The sequence below is a fragment of the Micromonospora sp. NPDC005979 genome (assembly GCF_040614415.1).
Lineage (GTDB): Bacteria > Actinomycetota > Actinomycetes > Mycobacteriales > Micromonosporaceae > Micromonospora.
Map to the genome: position 1 here is coordinate 278,903 of NZ_JBEXUR010000003.1, position 16,654 is coordinate 295,556.

General features: G+C 69.4%; 15 protein-coding genes. 8 read left to right on the forward strand and 7 right to left on the reverse strand.

The features are described 5' to 3' along the window. Positions 1–131 precede the first annotated feature (131 nt). Positions 132–1,001 carry a dihydropteroate synthase gene (gene folP / locus ABZ272_RS07490; protein ID WP_355049037.1) on the forward strand — a complete coding sequence of 290 codons (870 nt, stop codon included), beginning with the start codon at positions 132–134 and terminating at the stop codon, positions 999–1,001. Between the two features lie 90 nt (positions 1,002–1,091). Here folP and ndhC read toward each other — a convergent pair whose 3' ends face one another. Further along, positions 1,092–1,469 carry an NADH-quinone oxidoreductase subunit A gene (ndhC, locus tag ABZ272_RS07495; protein ID WP_355049038.1) on the reverse strand — a complete coding sequence of 126 codons (378 nt, stop codon included), beginning with the start codon at positions 1,467–1,469 and terminating at the stop codon, positions 1,092–1,094. A 128-nt stretch (positions 1,470–1,597) separates the two neighbouring features. Here ndhC and ABZ272_RS07500 point away from each other — a divergent pair, with 128 nt between their 5' ends. The 3 genes from ABZ272_RS07500 to ABZ272_RS07510 all read left to right on the forward strand — a co-directional run bounded on the left by ABZ272_RS07500 (position 1,598) and on the right by ABZ272_RS07510 (position 6,136). Beyond that, complete coding sequence (locus ABZ272_RS07500; protein WP_355049039.1) at positions 1,598–3,037, forward strand: hypothetical protein; 1,440 nt, start codon at positions 1,598–1,600, stop codon at positions 3,035–3,037. Positions 3,038–3,261: 224 nt separating this feature from the next. Then, positions 3,262–5,109, forward strand: a complete 1,848-nt coding sequence (locus ABZ272_RS07505; protein ID WP_355049040.1) for a 2-oxoacid:acceptor oxidoreductase subunit alpha — start codon at positions 3,262–3,264, stop codon at positions 5,107–5,109. After that, entirely contained in the window at positions 5,102–6,136 is a 1,035-nt protein-coding gene (locus ABZ272_RS07510; RefSeq protein ID WP_355049041.1) for a 2-oxoacid:ferredoxin oxidoreductase subunit beta, read from the forward strand. The genes ABZ272_RS07505 and ABZ272_RS07510 overlap by 8 nt, the downstream gene beginning before the upstream one ends. Positions 6,137–6,205: 69 nt before the next feature. On the opposite strand, the gene ABZ272_RS07515 is transcribed toward ABZ272_RS07510, so the two are convergent. Next, the gene (locus tag ABZ272_RS07515) at positions 6,206–6,850 is read right to left on the reverse strand and encodes an NAD(P)H-dependent oxidoreductase (RefSeq protein WP_355049042.1); all 645 of its coding nucleotides are present in this window, start codon (positions 6,848–6,850) and stop codon (positions 6,206–6,208) included. 82 nt (positions 6,851–6,932) lie between these two features. On the opposite strand from ABZ272_RS07515, the gene ABZ272_RS07520 reads away from it, so the two are divergent. Beyond that, positions 6,933–7,415, forward strand: coding sequence for a MarR family winged helix-turn-helix transcriptional regulator (locus ABZ272_RS07520; protein WP_355049043.1), 483 nt, complete (start codon positions 6,933–6,935; stop codon positions 7,413–7,415). Positions 7,416–7,425: 10 nt separating this feature from the next. On the opposite strand, the gene ABZ272_RS07525 is transcribed toward ABZ272_RS07520, so the two are convergent. Beyond that, complete coding sequence (locus ABZ272_RS07525; protein ID WP_355049044.1) at positions 7,426–8,436, reverse strand: potassium channel family protein; 1,011 nt, start codon at positions 8,434–8,436, stop codon at positions 7,426–7,428. 177 nt (positions 8,437–8,613) lie between these two features. Here ABZ272_RS07525 and ABZ272_RS07530 point away from each other — a divergent pair, with 177 nt between their 5' ends. The 3 genes from ABZ272_RS07530 (at position 8,614) to ABZ272_RS07540 (ending at position 10,760) form a co-directional block, all read left to right on the forward strand. Then, entirely contained in the window at positions 8,614–9,201 is a 588-nt protein-coding gene (locus tag ABZ272_RS07530; protein ID WP_355049045.1) for a helix-turn-helix transcriptional regulator, read from the forward strand. A gap of 136 nt (positions 9,202–9,337) precedes the next feature. Beyond that, positions 9,338–9,937 (forward strand): ATP-dependent Clp protease proteolytic subunit, encoded by a 600-nt coding sequence (locus tag ABZ272_RS07535; protein ID WP_355049046.1) that lies wholly within the window; start codon positions 9,338–9,340, stop codon positions 9,935–9,937. A 55-nt stretch (positions 9,938–9,992) separates the two neighbouring features. Next, on the forward strand, positions 9,993–10,760 hold the full coding sequence (locus tag ABZ272_RS07540; protein ID WP_355049047.1) for a hypothetical protein: 768 nt from the start codon (positions 9,993–9,995) through the stop codon (positions 10,758–10,760). A 149-nt stretch (positions 10,761–10,909) separates the two neighbouring features. Here ABZ272_RS07540 and ABZ272_RS07545 read toward each other — a convergent pair whose 3' ends face one another. The 4 genes from ABZ272_RS07545 to ABZ272_RS07560 all read right to left on the reverse strand — a co-directional run bounded on the left by ABZ272_RS07545 (position 10,910) and on the right by ABZ272_RS07560 (position 16,654). Then, entirely contained in the window at positions 10,910–12,133 is a 1,224-nt protein-coding gene (locus tag ABZ272_RS07545; RefSeq protein WP_355049048.1) for an MFS transporter, read from the reverse strand. A gap of 82 nt (positions 12,134–12,215) precedes the next feature. Beyond that, entirely contained in the window at positions 12,216–12,791 is a 576-nt protein-coding gene (locus ABZ272_RS07550) for a TetR/AcrR family transcriptional regulator (protein WP_355049049.1), read from the reverse strand. Positions 12,792–13,387: 596 nt separating this feature from the next. Further along, positions 13,388–13,648, reverse strand: a complete 261-nt coding sequence (locus ABZ272_RS07555) for a hypothetical protein (RefSeq protein ID WP_355049050.1) — start codon at positions 13,646–13,648, stop codon at positions 13,388–13,390. A 315-nt stretch (positions 13,649–13,963) separates the two neighbouring features. Then, positions 13,964–16,654: a DUF3962 domain-containing protein gene (locus ABZ272_RS07560; protein ID WP_355049051.1), complete on the reverse strand. Its 2,691-nt coding sequence runs from the start codon at positions 16,652–16,654 to the stop codon at positions 13,964–13,966.

Sequence of the window (16,654 nt, forward strand, 5' to 3'; positions counted from 1 at the left end):
CCGCCGGTAGCGACCCCACCACCCCGATCAGCCATCGACGCCCACGCCCGCCCCGCGCGTGCCCGTACGGACCGGCTAGCGTCGGTGGCGGCCGGAGCAGCGGCGACGGCGCGCAGGAGGCGGGAGGCGGCATGGCCGGGGCACTTCGGCTTGGTTCGCGGACGTTCGCGCCGGGTGAGCTGGTGGTGATGGCCATCGTCAACCGCACGCCGGACTCGTTCTTCGACCGGGGCGCCACCTTCGCCGCGGACAGCGCGCTCCGGGCGGTCGAACGGGCAGTCGACGAGGGCGCCGAGATCATCGACATCGGCGGGGTCAAGGCCGGTCCGGGTACCGAGGTGGACGTGACCGAGGAGATCCGACGCACGGTGGACACCATCGCCGCCGTACGGTCCGCGTTCCCGGAGGTGGTGATCTCCATCGACACCTGGCGCGCCGAGGTGGCGACGGAGGCCGTGGCGGCCGGCGCGGACCTGCTCAACGACACCTGGTCGGGCGTCGACCCGGCGCTCGCCCGGGTCGCGGCGAGCACCGGCGCCGGGCTGGTCTGCTCGCACGCCGGCGGCCTGACCCCGCGGACCAGGCCGCACCGCGCCGCCTTCGACGACGTGGTCGCCGACGTGGTCGCGACGGTGACCGGGCTCGCCGAGCGTGCGGTGGCGGAGGGGGTACGCCCCGACGGGATCCTCATCGACCCGGCGCACGACTTCGGCAAGAACACCCGCCACTCGTTAGAGATCACCCGCCGGCTGGGCGAGCTGACCGTGACCGGCTGGCCGGTGCTCGTGGCGCTCTCCAACAAGGACTTCATCGGCGAGACGCTCGACCTTCCGGTGGGCGAGCGCCTGGAGGGCACGCTCGCCGCGACGGCGGTCTCGGCCTGGCTGGGCGCCCGCGTCTTCCGGGCCCACCAGGTCGGGCCGACCCGCCGAGTGCTGGACATGGTGGCCTCGATCCGGGGCGACCGCCCACCCAGAGCCACCAGAAGAGCCCTGGCCTAACCCAACCCCGCCCGACCCCCGTTGATCATGAAGTTATTGCCCTGCCGTGCGTGTCGGGACGATAACTTCATGATCAACGCGGCTGGTGGGTCAGGTCCAGCGGAGGATGTTTCTGCGCCAGGCGTAGAGGATGCCGAGGGCGAGCACCGCCACGAAGAGCGCCATCTCCACCACCGTGACCAGGCCGAAGCCGGGTCGGTCGAAGACCACCGCCCACGGGAAGAGGAACACCGCCTCGACCGCGAACAGCACGTAGAGATACGCGTAGACGTAGTAGCGGATCTGCATCTGCGCCCAGTCCCCGCCGACCGGGTCGAGCCCGCACTCGTAGCTGGCCCGCTTACCGAGCGGGTCGGCCGGGCGGGCGGGACGTAACACCCGGTTGGCCGAGAACGCCGTCACAAAGAACAGGACACTGACGAGCAGCAAGAGCCCGAGCGTCGCGTACGAGCCCAGGTAACCGGTCACGTCCGGAGCCTACCGCCCGCCCCGGAGGGACCGTCCCCAACACGTTACGGATTTGTTTCCAGGTGGGACTAGTGCACCGGGGCAACTATTAAGAGTATTGGACTCCTACCCCTGCAACCGGAGGACAGATGGCCCGCGTGAAGGTTTCGCCCGATCGCTGGGCCGCAGGGCGGCATCCCACCCCCCTACTGGCAACGTCGCTCGCGCTCGGGCTGCTCGCGGCGCTGGCCGTCGCACCGGCCCTCGCCAGCGCGGCGGCACCGCGCGCGCACCCGGTCACCGCCGTGACGGAGTCGGCGCCCGATCCCGACCCGGATCCGGAGACCACCCCGCCGCAGGAACCCATTCCGACCGAAGATCCGGGCGGCGATCCCGAGCCCACCGACCCGGCACCGCCGACCACCGCGCCCCCACCGGAGACCACACCGCCGGCGCCCCCGCCGACCACCGTTCCTCCGCCGCCGGTCACCAGCGCTCCCGCCCCGGGCGGCGCCACCCGTCCGCCGACGGCCGGGCCGCCCGCACCCCCGGTCCCACCGGTCAACCCGCCCGCGCCGGGCGGCACGCAGGCGCCGCCGCCGAGCCCTCTCGGCGTGCAGGTGACCACCGAGGACGTCTCCCTCCCGGAGTCGTACTGGAACGCGCCCAGCACGACCACCACGCTGCGGGTCACCGTGACGAACACCGGCACCTCCGCGCAGCGGGTCCGGCTGTCGTACACCCTGCCGGCCGGTGTGAGTGACGCCGGCACGAACGGGTGCGTCGAGGAGGGCGGCGGCGCGTACCGCTGCGGGGCGTGGACGACCGAGGCGGGCACCCGGTTCAGCAGCCTGATCCGGTTGCGGATCGCCGGCGACGCCTGGGAGCGGATGCCACTCAGCGGCTCGGTGCGGGTCGTCGCGGACGTGCCGGGAACACCCGGCGAGGTGGCTGACGACCAGGGCTTCGCGGTGCTGTTCCCGCCCGGTCCGCCGGTGCCCGGGATCTCACTGGCCGCCGACGAGGTCGCGTTCGACATCAGTGGCGCCCAGAGCACCCTCGCGGTGCGGCTGGGCAACACTGGCACGGTGGACGCCACCGGGCTGGTGGAGGTGGTCCTGCCGTCCGGGGTGAGCGCGCCCGCCCCACCGCCGGGTTGCGTGGCTCTCGACGCGTCCCGTACCCGCTGCGACGCGGGTCTGCTGTCCGCTGGCGAGACCCGTGAGCTGCGGCTACCGGTGGAGGCGACTCCACAGGCCCAGCGGGAGGCGCCGCTGTCCGGGGCCGTGGTCGGTCAACTCGACCCACGCAACGGCGCGACCCGGCGGTTGCAGATGAGTTTCCGGATCACCGCGGCGGCGGCGCTGGCCACGCCGGTCGTCTCGCCGCCCGCGCCGACCGGCTCCCAGGGCGTACTGCCGGCGGGCGCCACCACCGACGACAGCATGACCTCGGTCCAGCGCACCGCGGTCATCCTGGTCGCGGTCTCCGCGCTGCTGGTGGTGCTGGCCCTCGCGCTGGCCACCACCTCGCTGCGGCGCCGGCTCGGCGGACCGGTGAGCGAGCCCCCGACCCCGCCCACCGACTGATCGATCGACGACCCTGGCCGCCGCCGGCCGGGGTCGTCGCGGGCCGGCGGACGGTGATCTGAATTACGGCGGGCGGGGCGAAACCCCGCATTCCACAGCAATTTCGGCGTTGATCCGGTCTCAGTCGGCGGACCTCCGGGGAGGCCCGGGGGTCCGTTCGACGTAGGCTCTGGGTGGGGAACGACAGCGCTTGCGAGCCCGCAGTCGCGAACGAAGGTGGCACAGTGACCAAGCAGATCCGTCAACTCGACCGGGTGGTCATCCGGTTCGCCGGCGACTCCGGCGACGGCATGCAGTTGACCGGCGACCGGTTCACCTCGGAGACGGCGCAGCTCGGCAACGACATCTCCACCCTGCCGAACTTCCCCGCCGAGATCCGGGCCCCCGCCGGCACGCTGCCGGGCGTCTCGAGCTTCCAGGTGCACTTCGCCGACTACGACATCCTCACCCCGGGTGACGCGCCCAACGTGCTGGTGGCGATGAACCCGGCCGCCCTCAAGGCCAACCTGGCCGACCTGCCGCGCGGCGCGGACATCATCGTCAACACCGACGAGTTCACCAAGCGCAACCTGGCCAAGGTCGGCTACCAGAGCAGCCCGCTGGACGACGACTCGCTGGCCGGCTACGTCGTGCACCCGGTGGCACTGACGTCGATGACGGTCGGCGCGCTGGCCGAACACCAGGTGTCCAAGAAGGACGCCGAACGGTCCAAGAACATGTTCGCGCTCGGCCTGCTCTCGTGGATGTACTCCCGGCCGTACGAGTCGACCCTGCGCTTCCTGGAGGCCAAGTTCGCCAAGCGCCCGGAGTTGGTCGCCGCGAACGTCGCCGCCTTCAAGGCCGGCTGGAACTTCGGCGAGACCACCGAGGACTTCGCGGTCCGCTACGAGGTCAAGCCGGCGAAGATGCACCCGGGCACCTACCGCAACATCACCGGCAACGCGGCCCTGTCGCTGGGGCTGGTCGCCGCCGGGGTCCGCTCGGGCCTGCCGGTCTTCCTCGGCGCGTACCCGATCACGCCGGCGTCGGACATCCTGCACGAGCTGAGCAAGCACAAGCGGTTCGGCGTGCTGACCATGCAGGCCGAGGACGAGATCGCCGCGGTCGGCGCGGCGCTGGGCGCCTCGTACGGCGGGTCGCTCGGTGTGACCACCACGAGCGGCCCGGGTGTGGCGCTCAAGAGCGAGACGATCTCCCTCGCGGTGGCGCTGGAGCTGCCGTTGGTGATCGTGGACGTGCAGCGGGCCGGCCCGTCGACCGGCATGCCGACCAAGACCGAGCAGGCCGACCTGAACATGGCGCTGTACGGCCGGCACGGCGAGGCGCCCGTCGCGGTGATCGCGCCGAAGTCGCCGTCGGACTGCTTCTTCGCCGCGCTGGAGGCGGCGCGGATCGCGCTGACGTACCGCACGCCGGTGATCCTGCTGTCGGACAACTACGTGGCGAACGGCTCCGAGCCGTGGCTGCTGCCCGACGTCGAGTCGCTGCCCGACCTGCGCGTCGACTTCGCCACCGCGCCCAACGGCGAGGATGGCACCACCTTCCTGCCGTACCTGCGCGATCCGGAGACCCTGGCCCGTCCGTGGGCCATCCCCGGCACGCCGGGCCTGGAGCACCGGATCGGCGGACTGGAGAAGGCCGACAAGACCGGCGACATCTCGTACGACCCGGCGAACCACGACTTCATGGTCCGCACCCGGGCCGCCCGTATCGAGACGATCCCGGTGCCGGACATCGAGGTGGAGGACCCGGACGGCGACGCCCGCGTGCTGGTGCTCGGCTGGGGTTCGACGTACGGGCCGATCGGCGCGGCCTGCCGTGGCGTCCGCCAGCGCGGCCTGTCCATCGCCCAGGCGCACCTGCGGCACCTGGCCCCGATGCCGGCGAACCTCGGTGAGGTGCTGCGCTCCTACGACAAGGTGGTCATCCCGGAGATGAACCTGGGCCAGCTCGCCCACGTCATCCGGGGCCGCTACCTGGTCGACGCGATCAGCTACAACCAGGTCCGCGGCCTGCCGTTCACGGCCGCCGAGCTGGAGACGACGCTGGAAGAGGTCCTGAAGAATGTCTGAGCCCGTCGCCCTCAAGCTCACCGCCAAGGACTTCAAGTCCGACCAGGAGGTGCGTTGGTGCCCCGGCTGCGGTGACTACGCCATCCTGGCGGCGATCCAGCAGTTCATGCCGGAGCTGAACATCCCCCGCGAGCGGACCGTGTTCGTCTCCGGGATCGGCTGTTCGTCGCGCTTCCCGTACTACATGAACACGTACGGGATGCACTCGATCCACGGCCGCGCCCCGGCGATCGCGACCGGTCTGTCGGTGTCTCGTCCGGACCTGTCGGTCTGGGTGGTCACCGGCGACGGTGACGCGCTGTCGATCGGCGGCAACCACCTGATCCACGCGCTGCGGCGCAACGTCAACCTCAAGATCCTGCTGTTCAACAACCGGATCTACGGGTTGACCAAGGGGCAGTACTCGCCCACGTCCGAGGTCGGCAAGATCACCAAGTCGACGCCGGCCGGCTCGGCGGACGCGCCGTTCAACCCGCTCTCGCTCGCTCTGGGTGCGGAGGCCAGCTTCGTCGGCCGCACGATCGACTCCGACCGCAAGCACCTCCAGTCGGTGCTGCGGGCCGCCGCCGAGCACCAGGGCTCGGCGTTCGTGGAGATCTACCAGAACTGCAACATCTTCAACGACGGGGCGTTCGAGCAGCTCAAGGACCCTTCCACCCGGGACGACTACCTGATCCGCCTGGAGCACGGCCAGCCGATCACCTTCGGCGCGGACGGTCGGTTCTGCGTGGTGCACCCGCCGGGCGCGTTCGGGCTGGAGGTCCGGGAGACCAACTCCGTACGCCCCGAGGAGATCGTCGTACACGACGCGACGGTGACCGATCCGGCGTACGCGTTCGCGCTGTCCCGGCTGCCCGGTCTGGACCTGCGGAACACGCCGATCGGCGTGTTCCGCTCGGTGGACCGGCCGTCCTACGACAGCGTGGTGCAGGAGCAGTTGGCGACGGCGAAGGCGAAGGTCACCGAGACGCCCGAGCAGCAGCTCGCGGGCCTGCTGGGCAGTGGCGACACCTGGACGATCCTCTGACCCGTCGGACCTGAAACGAGAGCGGCCGCCCGGATCCGGGCGGCCGCTCTCGTTGTGTCGGGTGCCGTCTCAGCGCTGGGCCGAGGCCGGCGTCCACAGGTTGTCGATCTCCTTCTCGGCAGACGCGAGGCTGGCCTCGTGCAGCGGAATCAGCTCGGCCATCGCCGGCACGGTGGGCGCCAGGGTCAGTTCCGCGGTGATGAAGCGCGGCTCCAGGCCGGTCATCGACAGGCCGTGCGGCAGCCACTGCTCGGCGTGGTCCCAGCCGTGCCGCGGGGTGCCCTCGCCGTAGCCGCCGCCCCGGGTGGCAACCACCACGAACTCGCGACCGCTGAGCAGGCCCTCCTGGGTCGTCGGGTCGTAGGTGAGGCCGGCGACGATCAGGTGGTCGACCCAGGACTTGACGCTGCTGGGGGCTCCGAAGTTGTAGAGCGGCAACCCGAGCAGGACCACGTCGGCCCGCTTCACCTCGTCGACGAGGCGCTCGCTGAGTTCCCAGGAGTCGCGCTGGGCGGGGGTGTGCTGGTCCGGCGGCGTCATCCGCGCCAATCCGCCGTCGGAGTCCAGGTGCGGCAGCGGCTCGGCACCCAGGTCGCGGTAGGTCACCGTGCCGTCGGGGTGCGCCGCGCGCCAGGCCGCGGCGGCCCGGGCGGTGAGCTGCCGGCTGACCGACCAGTCACCCCGGATACTCGAATCGATATGCAGCAGGTTCATGATTCCTCCTCCAAGGATCGTCTGTGTTGCACCAACTATTTATAGCAGGCAGATGTTCCACAGCGTCGGTAGACTGGGTCACATGTCCGCCCTGCCGCTGGATCCCTCGGAGCACCGCTCGGGTGCCCTGCTGGACCACCTGGCGCGCCGGATGCGACTGCGGGCGGAGTCGGTGCTCGCCCCACTGGGCCTGCGACCGCGGCACCTGGTCGCGCTCACGGTGCTGCGCGCGGGCGGCGGCATCAGTCAGCAGGCGCTCGCGAGCACCCTGGAAATGGACAGCACCAACATCGTTGGGCTGCTCAACGACCTCGAAGCGAAGAATCTCGTCGAGCGGAGGCGGTCACCGCAGGACCGTCGGCGGCACGTCGTCGAACTCACCGAAGATGGTGCGAAAAGCCTCAAAGAGGCCGAGTGCGCCCTCGCGGGCGCCGAGGACGAGGTGTTGGGGGCGCTGGGGCCGGCCGAGCGGGAGACGCTCTACGAGTTGTTACGGCGAGCCGCCACCACCACGCCGGTCCTCTGCACCGAAGCCATCAGCGAGGTGGACGCGGACGCCTGCTGACGCGCGTCCCTCAGACCGTGGCCGTGGACGGGCGGTCGTCGCGGACGTGCACCAGCATGTCGCCGGTCTCGATCACCGCGCCGGCCTTGTCGGCAAGGGTGACCACCTTGCCGCGCCGCACCAGGGCGATCACCAGTGAGTCCAGCTCACGCGGTGAGCGACCCACCTCGTCGCGCTCCGCCGAGCGCATCGCCAACGCCATCCCCTGCCCCGGAGTGAGCAGATCCTCCACCACGTCGATCAGCGGCGGCGCCGAGGTCGAGAGACCGAGCAGGCGGCCGGCGGTCGCCGAGGAGACGATCACGTGGTGCGCGCCGCTCTGCTTGAGCAGCGGGGCGTTCTCCGCCTCGCGGGCGGCCGCGATGATCCGGACCTGACCGGCGGTGAGTTGCCGAACGGTCAACGCCACCAGCACCGACGCGTCGTCGCTGTCGGTCGCGATGATCACTGCCTTCGCGTGCCGGACGTGCGCCTCGTTCAACACCGAGGAACGGGTCGCCGAGCCCTCGATCGCCACCAGCCCCGCCGAGGTGGCCTGCCGCAGTGCGGCGGTGCTGCGCTCCACCACCACGATCCTCGACCGGTCCAGGCCGTTCTCCATCAGGGCGTTGACCGCGCTGCGACCCTTGGTGCCGTAGCCACAGATGATGACGTGGTCCTTCACGGTTCTCCTCCACCGCGACAGGCGACGGCCGGTCCGGTACTGCTCGGTCAGGACTTCCAGGGTGGTGCCGACCAGGATGATCAGGAAGAGCACCCGGGCCGGGGTGACGAACAGGACGTTGACCAGCCGGGCCGACGGCGCGGCGGGGGTGATGTCCCCGTAGCCGGTGGTGGAGAGCGAGACCACCGCGTAGTAGAAACAATCGAGCAGGGTGAGGCCGTCCTCGTTGACGTCGCGGTAGCCGTCCCGGTCCAGGTAGACCGCTGCCACCACGGCGAAGACCAGGCCGAGGGCGGCCGCGAGCCGCAGGCTCAGCGCGCTCAGCGGGCCCCGGCGCTGCGCGGGAAAATGGATCACCGTCGAACCTGCCCCGCCGCCGTCGCCTGCACGTCCACAACATAGCGGGTACGCGACGCTTCGCACGCCCGGGCTACGACGACGGTCGACCCGGCATGCACGGGTCGGCCCCGACCGTCGGCAACCGGCATGATGATGGGAGGGGTCCCCGACGACGACCGCGAGAGTGAGGTCCGCATGTCGTTGCTACGACGAGTGATCGGCGGGGTGCTGCGCCGGCTACGCCAGGGCCAGGGCCGCACCCTGCGCCAGGTGGCCGAGGCGGCCGGGGTCTCCGTGCCCTACCTCTCCGAGGTCGAACGCGGGCGCAAGGAGGCCTCGTCGGAGGTCCTGGCGGCGATCTGCCGAGCCCTGGGCATCCAACTCTCCGACCTGCTCGAGGCGGCCCGCGACGACCTGCGCCGAGTCGAGCGTCGCATTCCCGCCGCGCCCCGGGCCGCTCTGGCCCGGCTCGAACAGGTGCCCGCGCCACGCAACGAGACCCGCCCCGCATTCCGAATCGGCTTTCAGCCCGGTGGGGCGACGCCACCCGTGGCCGCCGCTCCGGCCCCCGCACGGCAACCGGCCGGGCCGGTGCTGCGGCTGGGCGGGCCGATCCTGCACGTCGGCGGTCCAGCCTCGCCCGTCGGGTCGACTGTCGGAGGGGCGGGGCTGCGAGTTCGACTGATCGCCTCCGCACCGGCCGGGCGCCCCGGTCCGCGTACCTCCAAGTTGCTGGCCTGCCGCCGGGCCCGGACGGGCCGGCGGCGGTTGACCCGGGTGTAGGCCGGCTGGGGTTCTGCCCTGGGCCGATCTGCTGGCGGCAGAATCCCTGGGCCGCGACCGCCGCCGCGCGCACGCTGGAGGAGCCGGTTCCCCAGGCGGTCCCGCCGCCCGCCGGCAGCGCGGAAGGCGGCGACACATGATCGGGTACGACGTGCGGATGCTGGACAACGGTCAGCCGACCTTCGGTGACCAGGTGTTCGAGCGGCTGCTACGGGAGCGGATCATCTTCCTCGGCACCGAGGTGACCGACGAGTCGGCCAACCAGATCTGCGCGCAGATCCTGCTGCTCGCGGCGGAGGACGCCGACCGGGACATCTACCTCTACATCAACTCGCCGGGCGGCTCGGTAACCGCGGGGATGGCGGTCTACGACACGATGCGCTACGTCCGCAACGACGTCGCCACGCTGGCGCTCGGCCTCGCCGGCTCGATGGGACAGTTTCTGCTCTGTGCCGGAGCGGCCGGCAAGCGGTACGCGCTGCCGCACTCACGGGTCATGATGCACCAGCCGTCCGGCGGGATGGGCGGCACCGCCTCGGACATCACCATCCAGGCCGAGAACATGCTGCACGTCAAGCGCACCATGCAGGAGTTGATCGCCCAGCACAGTGGACGCACCCTCGACGAGATCCAGCGCGACTGGGACCGGGACCGTTGGTTCACCGCCGAGCAGGCCCGGGAGTACGGCATCGTCGACCGGGTGCTCACCCACGCCGAACAGCTGCCGGCGGATTGACCCAGCGTGTTGGCCGGGCCCCCCAGAGTGGACCTTCTTGGTTAGGGTCACGTCTATGCGTCGACTGATCCCTGTCCTCTCGATTGCCCTCGCCGCCGCCCTCGTGGCCGGCTGCGACACCACTTCCGGTGACACCGGAGGGTCCGGACCATCCTCGGCTCCCACCACGCCCAAGCTCGAACCGGCCGCCGCCGTCCGGCAGGCCATGGAACGCAGCCTCGCCGGCACGGTCACCATGGACGCCTCGGTCAAGGCCGGTGGCCAGTCGGTCAGCCTCAAGGGCAAGGTCGACCCCGCGGCCAAGGCGATCCACGTCACCGGGACCGCGCCGGAGCCGATCGAGGCCCGGCTGATCGGCGACGTCGCCTACATCAAGTCGGACTCGCTCGACGGCGAGAAGCCCTGGATGAAGATCGATCTGAACAAGCTCCGGCCGACCAGCTCGCTGCGCCAGTCGTTCGACCTCAAGGCACAGACCGGCCTCATCGGCGGCGTCGTGGTCGCCCAGGAGGTCAGCCCCGGCCACTACAGCGGCACCGCCGACCTCAACAAAGCCGCCGAGACCGCCAGCACCGACGGCGGCATGCGCGAGGGCCTCGAGTCGACCGCCAAGCTGGCGAAGGAGCCCCAGGCGATCCCCTTCGAGGCGACCGTCGACGCCGACGGCCGGCTCACCGCCCTGTCCTACACGATCGCCACGAAGAGTCTGGGTGACCTCGTCACCGACATGAAGATGAGCGGCTTCGGCGAGAAGGTCACCGTGGCCGCTCCGCCGGCCGCCGACACCGAGGCCGCCTCCGCCGAGATGTACAAGTTCCTCTGACACGCCGAAACATGGTCGGCGTCAGCCGTCGGGCGTGGGCTGCGGGACTCCCGCAGCCCACGCTGTTCTGCCGGTCACAGGGTCACGCGTAACATCCCGCAGTCCGACCCAGCGGCGGAGCCGCTCTGCGCTTTACCGGCCGGCGCCTCTCATGGGACGAATTCTGTGGCGACAGGCCTCCCGGCAGCCGGCCCGGTCGGCCTGTGGCCGAACGAGCGCACAATCAAGACCGTGATGATGGCGCAGGCCAGGACGGCAGCGCCAAGCCACATCGAGCTACGGACGCTGACGGTGTCCACAACGAGACCCCCGAGCAACGAGCCGCAACCTATGGACAGTTGGAAGACGCTGCTGTTCATGGCCTGGGCCGCTTCGATCGCGTGGGGCGTCTCGTGGTACAGCCACAGCTGCGTCACCACCGGGGCGGCTCCCCAGGCGAGCGCCCAGACGAGCATCGCCGGGATCGCCACGATCGAATAGCTTCCGAACAAGGCAACCGCGAGCAGGGCCGAGAAGAACGTTATTGCCATCCCCAGGACCGATGCGGGCAGCCGCCTGCCTGCTGCCGCGCCGCCTCCGAAATTGCCGACCACGGTGAACATCCCGTAGGCCAGCAGCAAAGCGCTGAGCGGACCTGGGCGCAGGTGAACGGTCTGCTGAAGGAACGGTGCGATGAAGGTGTAGGCGGCGTAGTGGCCTGCCACGATCAAGAGAATGGCGGCCAGGATCAGGGACACTCTCGGCGTACGGAGCAGACCGAAGAAGTGCGCGGGGATGACGGACTGCCCCGCTTCGATGCGCGGTAGCACCACGGCCTGCAGGGCCAGGGTGGCGGCGGCCAGCACGGCAGCGATCCAAAAGGCATGGTGCCAATCGCCATGCTCAGCTATTGCCGCGCCGGCAGGAACACTGACCACACTGGCGACCGAGATGCCACCGATCACCGCTGATGACGCGACATGGACCTTGTTCGCCGGTGCGAGCCGGGCGGCCGCGGCCAGGGCGACGGCCCAGAAGCCTCCGATCGCTACGCCGAGCAGCAACCTCGCCGCCAGCAGCACTCCGAAGTTGGGAGCCAACGCCGATGCGGCCGCCGAAATGATCTGTAGGCCAGTGAGCGCAAGCAGGACCGTCCGGCGGTCGATTCGACCGATGAGCATGGTCATCGCCGGAGCGGCAACTGCGGCGACCACAGCCGGTGCGGTGATCGTCAGACCGGCCACTCCCGCCGACACACCGGTGTCCGCGCCCAGTTGTGGGAGTAGACCCACCGGAAGGAACTCGGTCACCACCAGAGCGAAAGCCCCGAGCGCGATAGCTGCCACAGCGGGCCAGAAGCCGCGTTCCGCGGTCTCGCCGTCCTCCATCAACATCTCCCACCACCTTTTAAGAACGATCGGTGCGGATTCAGAACAGGCCGCCACGCTCTGACGATCGCTGGACCAGCGGCCCCGATCAGTCCAGCAGCCGCAGCATGCCTTCGATCATCGGCGCCAGCCGCTGAGGATCCTTGTCCACCCGCGCCTGCACCCGGAGTCCGATCCAGGCATTGAAAAGAACGGCAGCCAAGATTTCAGGATCATGATGGCCGGCGATCTCGCCAGCGAGTTGGCCATCAGCGATGAGGTCCTCGATAAGCGTCTGCCATTGGCGGAAACTGCGCGCCACCCACCGACCCACTTCGTCGTCATGCACAGCGACCTCTGTCGCGGTGTTCACAACGAAACAGCCCGCCGGACGAGGAGGACCTTCGCGGATCGACGCCTCGAAAAGCACGCGCAACGCATCTCGCGCTCCAGCCTGCTCAGCAGCAAGCTGCCTCTGCTCACTCTCGACGGTGCCGGAGTACCGATCCAGGGCCTTCAGGTAGAGAGCGCGCTTGTCGCCAAAGGTGTCGTACAAGCTCCTCCGGCCGACTCCCATTCGATCGACGAGGCCCCCCATCGACGCCTTCTCGTATCCGAGATCCCAGAAGACCTCGACCGCGCGGTCGAGCGCCACGTCGGGTTCGAACTCTTTGTGTCGCGCCATGATCCACGCCCTCCCGACCGCCAGCCTAGCTTTTGAGAACGATCGGTGCAATAAATGCGCGGACCGTCACAGGATCAACCGTGTACGTCGCGGCGGGTGCACCTCAAGCCAGGAAGCCAGCGTCTGCCGGGCCGCCTCGGCCGCGTACTGGAAGGTTGATCCGTGCGACACGTCGGGAAGATGGTGATCTTCGCGTTCGGAATCAGGCCGGCCATGAGGTGAGTGGCTTTGGTCGGGATCATGATGTCGTTGCCTCCCCGCAGGATCAGGGTGGGCTGGGTGATCCCGGTCAGGTCGGCCACGGCCGGGCGTCGTCACGATGGAAGCGGTAGGCGCATACGCGGTGGACAGCCCGTGCCCGCCAAAGGCCGCAACCGCCGGCCGGTGGCGACCGCGCTCGAAGAGACGGTCGGCGCCCTGCCGCTATCGACATAGGTAGGGATCTACGCCATGGTCAGCTTGTTGCTGGTCAGGGCCTTGCATTGGTGCCCCCGGGGTGGCCCACAGAGCATCCGCGACAATATTTGAGCTGCGAAACCAGGCGGTGGTGGAGATTGAGTGCCGATACGGACTGCCCGCGAAGTAGCCCACAGCGGCTACGGCGCCTCGTTCTCGTCTTCGTTCTCGGTGTCGTCTTGTCGTTCGGCATCGCTCGGCGGAGGATGGTCGGCGAACCACTGGAGGGCCTCCCTCACGGCCGCTCCTTGCCTCTGAAGCAGCTCCTTTCCGAGTTGGCCGTTGCTGTCGACGACAACGAGCTCGATGTAGACGGTGGGTTCGCCGAGACGGCTCCGGCGATGCGGCGGCTGGACCGGGAAGGGCGGCCGGATGACTCGTTCAGGGGTGGGGGTGGTCATCGTCTGGACTCCTTGGCTTGCGCTCCTATCCCTCTCAACGAGCCGTCCGCGCCACAGTCGCGCCGCGGCTGGCAGGTTCACCGAGTCGTAATGACGGCTCGATAGATTCACAGCTGACCGCCCAGTGCAAGTCCGATGGCTCGCCTGGCGGGCGCCCGCAGATAGACGGGCCAACCCCCGACTAATGCACGTCGAGCCGTACCTAACTCAGTCCTTGTGCCGGTATGCCGACACCAACCAATCTCTCCTTTCTCGCCCCCCGCGCCGGGGAGGGCTCCGCCACGCTCCGGCAGGGCCCTCCCGATACTCGCTCGTTCACTCGTCCTGCTGGTCCGGCACCGTCGGCAACACGTAGTCGGCCGCGAGCTTCGCCAGATGCATGGGCAGCGGCGTTGCCAGCGGGACGTAGTCGTCGTGGGATCGGAGCTGGTGGGCGATCGTCGCCCAAGTCGATGGCTCATCGGCGGCGACATGGGACCGGCCTGCGTCCGCCAGTGCCTTCTCCGACAAGCACCCGACGACAATCAGCTCCAGGTACCGCGGATTCCATGCCTTTTGCCCCGGTCCGGTCCGGCCGGACGGGTCCGGCGTCAGCTTCATCACGCCGTTCGCGCCCTGAGCGGTGTGCGGCTTATCTACGGTGCTGACGAACACGCGATTGTCCTCGGAAGCGGGGTCCTCGGCCCACAGCCCCGCCGCCAACCCGGCCGCCCCTTCACCGTTCGGGGCGTACCACTGGGGCACCTCTTCCCGGCCGCAGCTGTCCCGGACAACAATCAGCCGTAGGTCTGGGCCGTACACCGCCAGGCGTTGCAGTTCGCCATCACCGAACCCGAGCTGGTCAATCGTCAGCGAACCATTGCGGAGCCAGCGCCAGGAGTGCCGCAGGTTGCCGGCGTTCGCAAGAAGTAGCGTCGGACGGTCCCTTATCTGGTAGAGCATCGATCGTATGCGGCGCTCGACGTCGTCGCGTTGGTCATGCGACGTTTTGGAGCGGCGCTTGTCGGTCCCGTCGTCCTCGGTCGCATCGACGGTCTCGACCCGTTCGGCGAGGCTGATCAGGAGCCGCTGGTACGGAACCCAGGCCTTGGCATGGTCATCCCAGCCGCAAACCGGATGCGTGGTGTCGCCAGGACGCATCAGGACCGCGATGAGCCGCTCGCCGGCCATCCGGGTAGGCCCGCTTCGGTTGCGTCGCACCACCCACAGCGCTAGGTACTGCAGGTTTTCTGGCGCTCCGGAACGCACCCTCAAAGCCGGGATGGTCACGGCCCCGAGCTGGCGCAAGCCATCCAGCACCGTCCAGCGTGCCTTGTCCTGCGCCGTCGTCAACGTTTCCTCGGCGGCCACGAAAAACTTGGTCAGCCGGCCGGTGTCAGCGAACCCGAGCCGGAGGGCGAACTTCGGATCAGTGTCCTTGAGGAAGGCCTGTCGCTCGCTGATTTCCACAAAGGCCAACCCGACGCCGTGCTCAGACCGCTTGAACCGCGCGGCGACGGCCGCGCGCCGCGCGCGGATCGCCTCACCCAGCGCGGCTCGGCCAGCCAGGCCCGTCCGGGAGGGCAGTTCGAGCGGGCCGCCAAGGGCCCCGAGCTCGGACATATGGATGCGGACATGCAAGCCGCCGAACTGCCACTCCTGATCGCCGGAATACTCATCGGCCCCACCCGGCAGGCCGAGCACCTCGGCAATGCTTGTCAGTAGCTGCTTCCGGGTATTTGGAAACCGCCAGACGATGTCGATGTCGAGGGTTCTGCCATCTAGACAGGCGATGAGCGCCTCCCGGCGGGCCTTGGAAGCCATGCGCTGGGCCTCGAGCCGCACGGCCGGCTCGGCTGATTTCGGAACCTTCTTGAGCAGGGTCGGCTTGTTCGTCATCCTGACCCGCTGTAGGTCGGGCACGCGGCGCAGCAACGGGCGTAGCGCTTCCTCAACCCACGAGTCGAGGAGCGCCCGCTCATGAACAAACAGCCCGTCGGCAACCGCATGATCGGCGACGCCGTTGCGGTGGATGATCCCCGCAGCAACCGAGTGCCGCCCCTCCAGCCAAACGTGCGGCTCTCGAGCAACGTCGAGTGCCGTCGGGTAGGTGCGCGTGATGTCCAGATCAGGCAGCAGGTTCGCCGGACCGCGGCGCAGCCAGTCGACCCGCCCGAGGGCTCGCTGGTAGCCGATACGGTTGGCGATAAGCCGCGCCGTGCGGTTACGTTCATCGTTGGCGCCGGCCCATGGCAGCGGCACGTCGAGCAGCACCCCGGCCGTTCGCCCGTTGCCGAGGTCGGGCTGGGAGTTCGTCGTCCAACGACGGATCCCGGTCGTGACGTGTACCCGATAGGTCGGCCGGAACGGCACTGTCTGCAGGGTGATCGAAACATAGCCCGAGTAGAACCAGACGCGATGCTTAGCCTCGTACCGGCGCGGAGGCCAGGACACCAGTTCGGATCCTTCTGACACATCGACAACGCGGAACCAGATGTCGCTTTCGGCTCCGGCAGGGCGGTACGGACGGGCAGCCAGGCGGGCCGCGAGCATGTCGGGCACCAGCGAGTAGAGGCGTCGATTCGGATCGGCCGTGCCGCCCGGCGACACCGAAACCGGGCCGAGGTCCACCGTTTCGGCCTCCCATTTCGGGATTTCCTCAAGAAGCGCCTCGATGGTGGCGACCGCGTGGTCGTCGTCCGTGAACCTGTCTAGCGCCCACGAGGCCACCAGTGGGGCGATGACCGCTTCGGGCACCGGCGACCGCGCGTAGATCCACGGCACCTCCGCGTCCATCGGCGCGTCTCGACCGGTCGCCATGACTCCGGGTGCCAGCGCGCGCAGGAGTGCATTCAAGGCCTTGACCGGCAGCGTTCTCGGCTGTTCCCCGGCTCCGAGCCGTCGCCGGTACAGGCTGGTCAGCTCCGTGCGCCACCGCTCGTTGAACGTAACTACGTAGAGGTCCTCCGTCCACCCTCTCAGCGCGGGATCGGGCTCGTATGCGGTCGGCCGTATCAAGTCGTACAC

Coding starts and splice junctions, on each gene's coding strand:
- folP (WP_355049037.1), top strand. CDS start 132: ATGGCCGGGGCACTTCGGCTTGGTTCGCGGACGTTCGCGCCGGGTGAG.
- ABZ272_RS07500 (WP_355049039.1), top strand. CDS start 1,598: ATGGCCCGCGTGAAGGTTTCGCCCGATCGCTGGGCCGCAGGGCGGCAT.
- ABZ272_RS07510 (WP_355049041.1), top strand. CDS start 5,102: ATGTCTGAGCCCGTCGCCCTCAAGCTCACCGCCAAGGACTTCAAGTCC.
- ABZ272_RS07515 (WP_355049042.1), bottom strand. CDS start 6,850: ATGAACCTGCTGCATATCGATTCGAGTATCCGGGGTGACTGGTCGGTC.
- ABZ272_RS07520 (WP_355049043.1), top strand. CDS start 6,933: ATGTCCGCCCTGCCGCTGGATCCCTCGGAGCACCGCTCGGGTGCCCTG.
- ABZ272_RS07530 (WP_355049045.1), top strand. CDS start 8,614: ATGTCGTTGCTACGACGAGTGATCGGCGGGGTGCTGCGCCGGCTACGC.
- ABZ272_RS07535 (WP_355049046.1), top strand. CDS start 9,338: ATGATCGGGTACGACGTGCGGATGCTGGACAACGGTCAGCCGACCTTC.
- ABZ272_RS07540 (WP_355049047.1), top strand. CDS start 9,993: ATGCGTCGACTGATCCCTGTCCTCTCGATTGCCCTCGCCGCCGCCCTC.
- ABZ272_RS07545 (WP_355049048.1), bottom strand. CDS start 12,133: ATGTTGATGGAGGACGGCGAGACCGCGGAACGCGGCTTCTGGCCCGCT.
- ABZ272_RS07550 (WP_355049049.1), bottom strand. CDS start 12,791: ATGGCGCGACACAAAGAGTTCGAACCCGACGTGGCGCTCGACCGCGCG.
- ABZ272_RS07555 (WP_355049050.1), bottom strand. CDS start 13,648: ATGACCACCCCCACCCCTGAACGAGTCATCCGGCCGCCCTTCCCGGTC.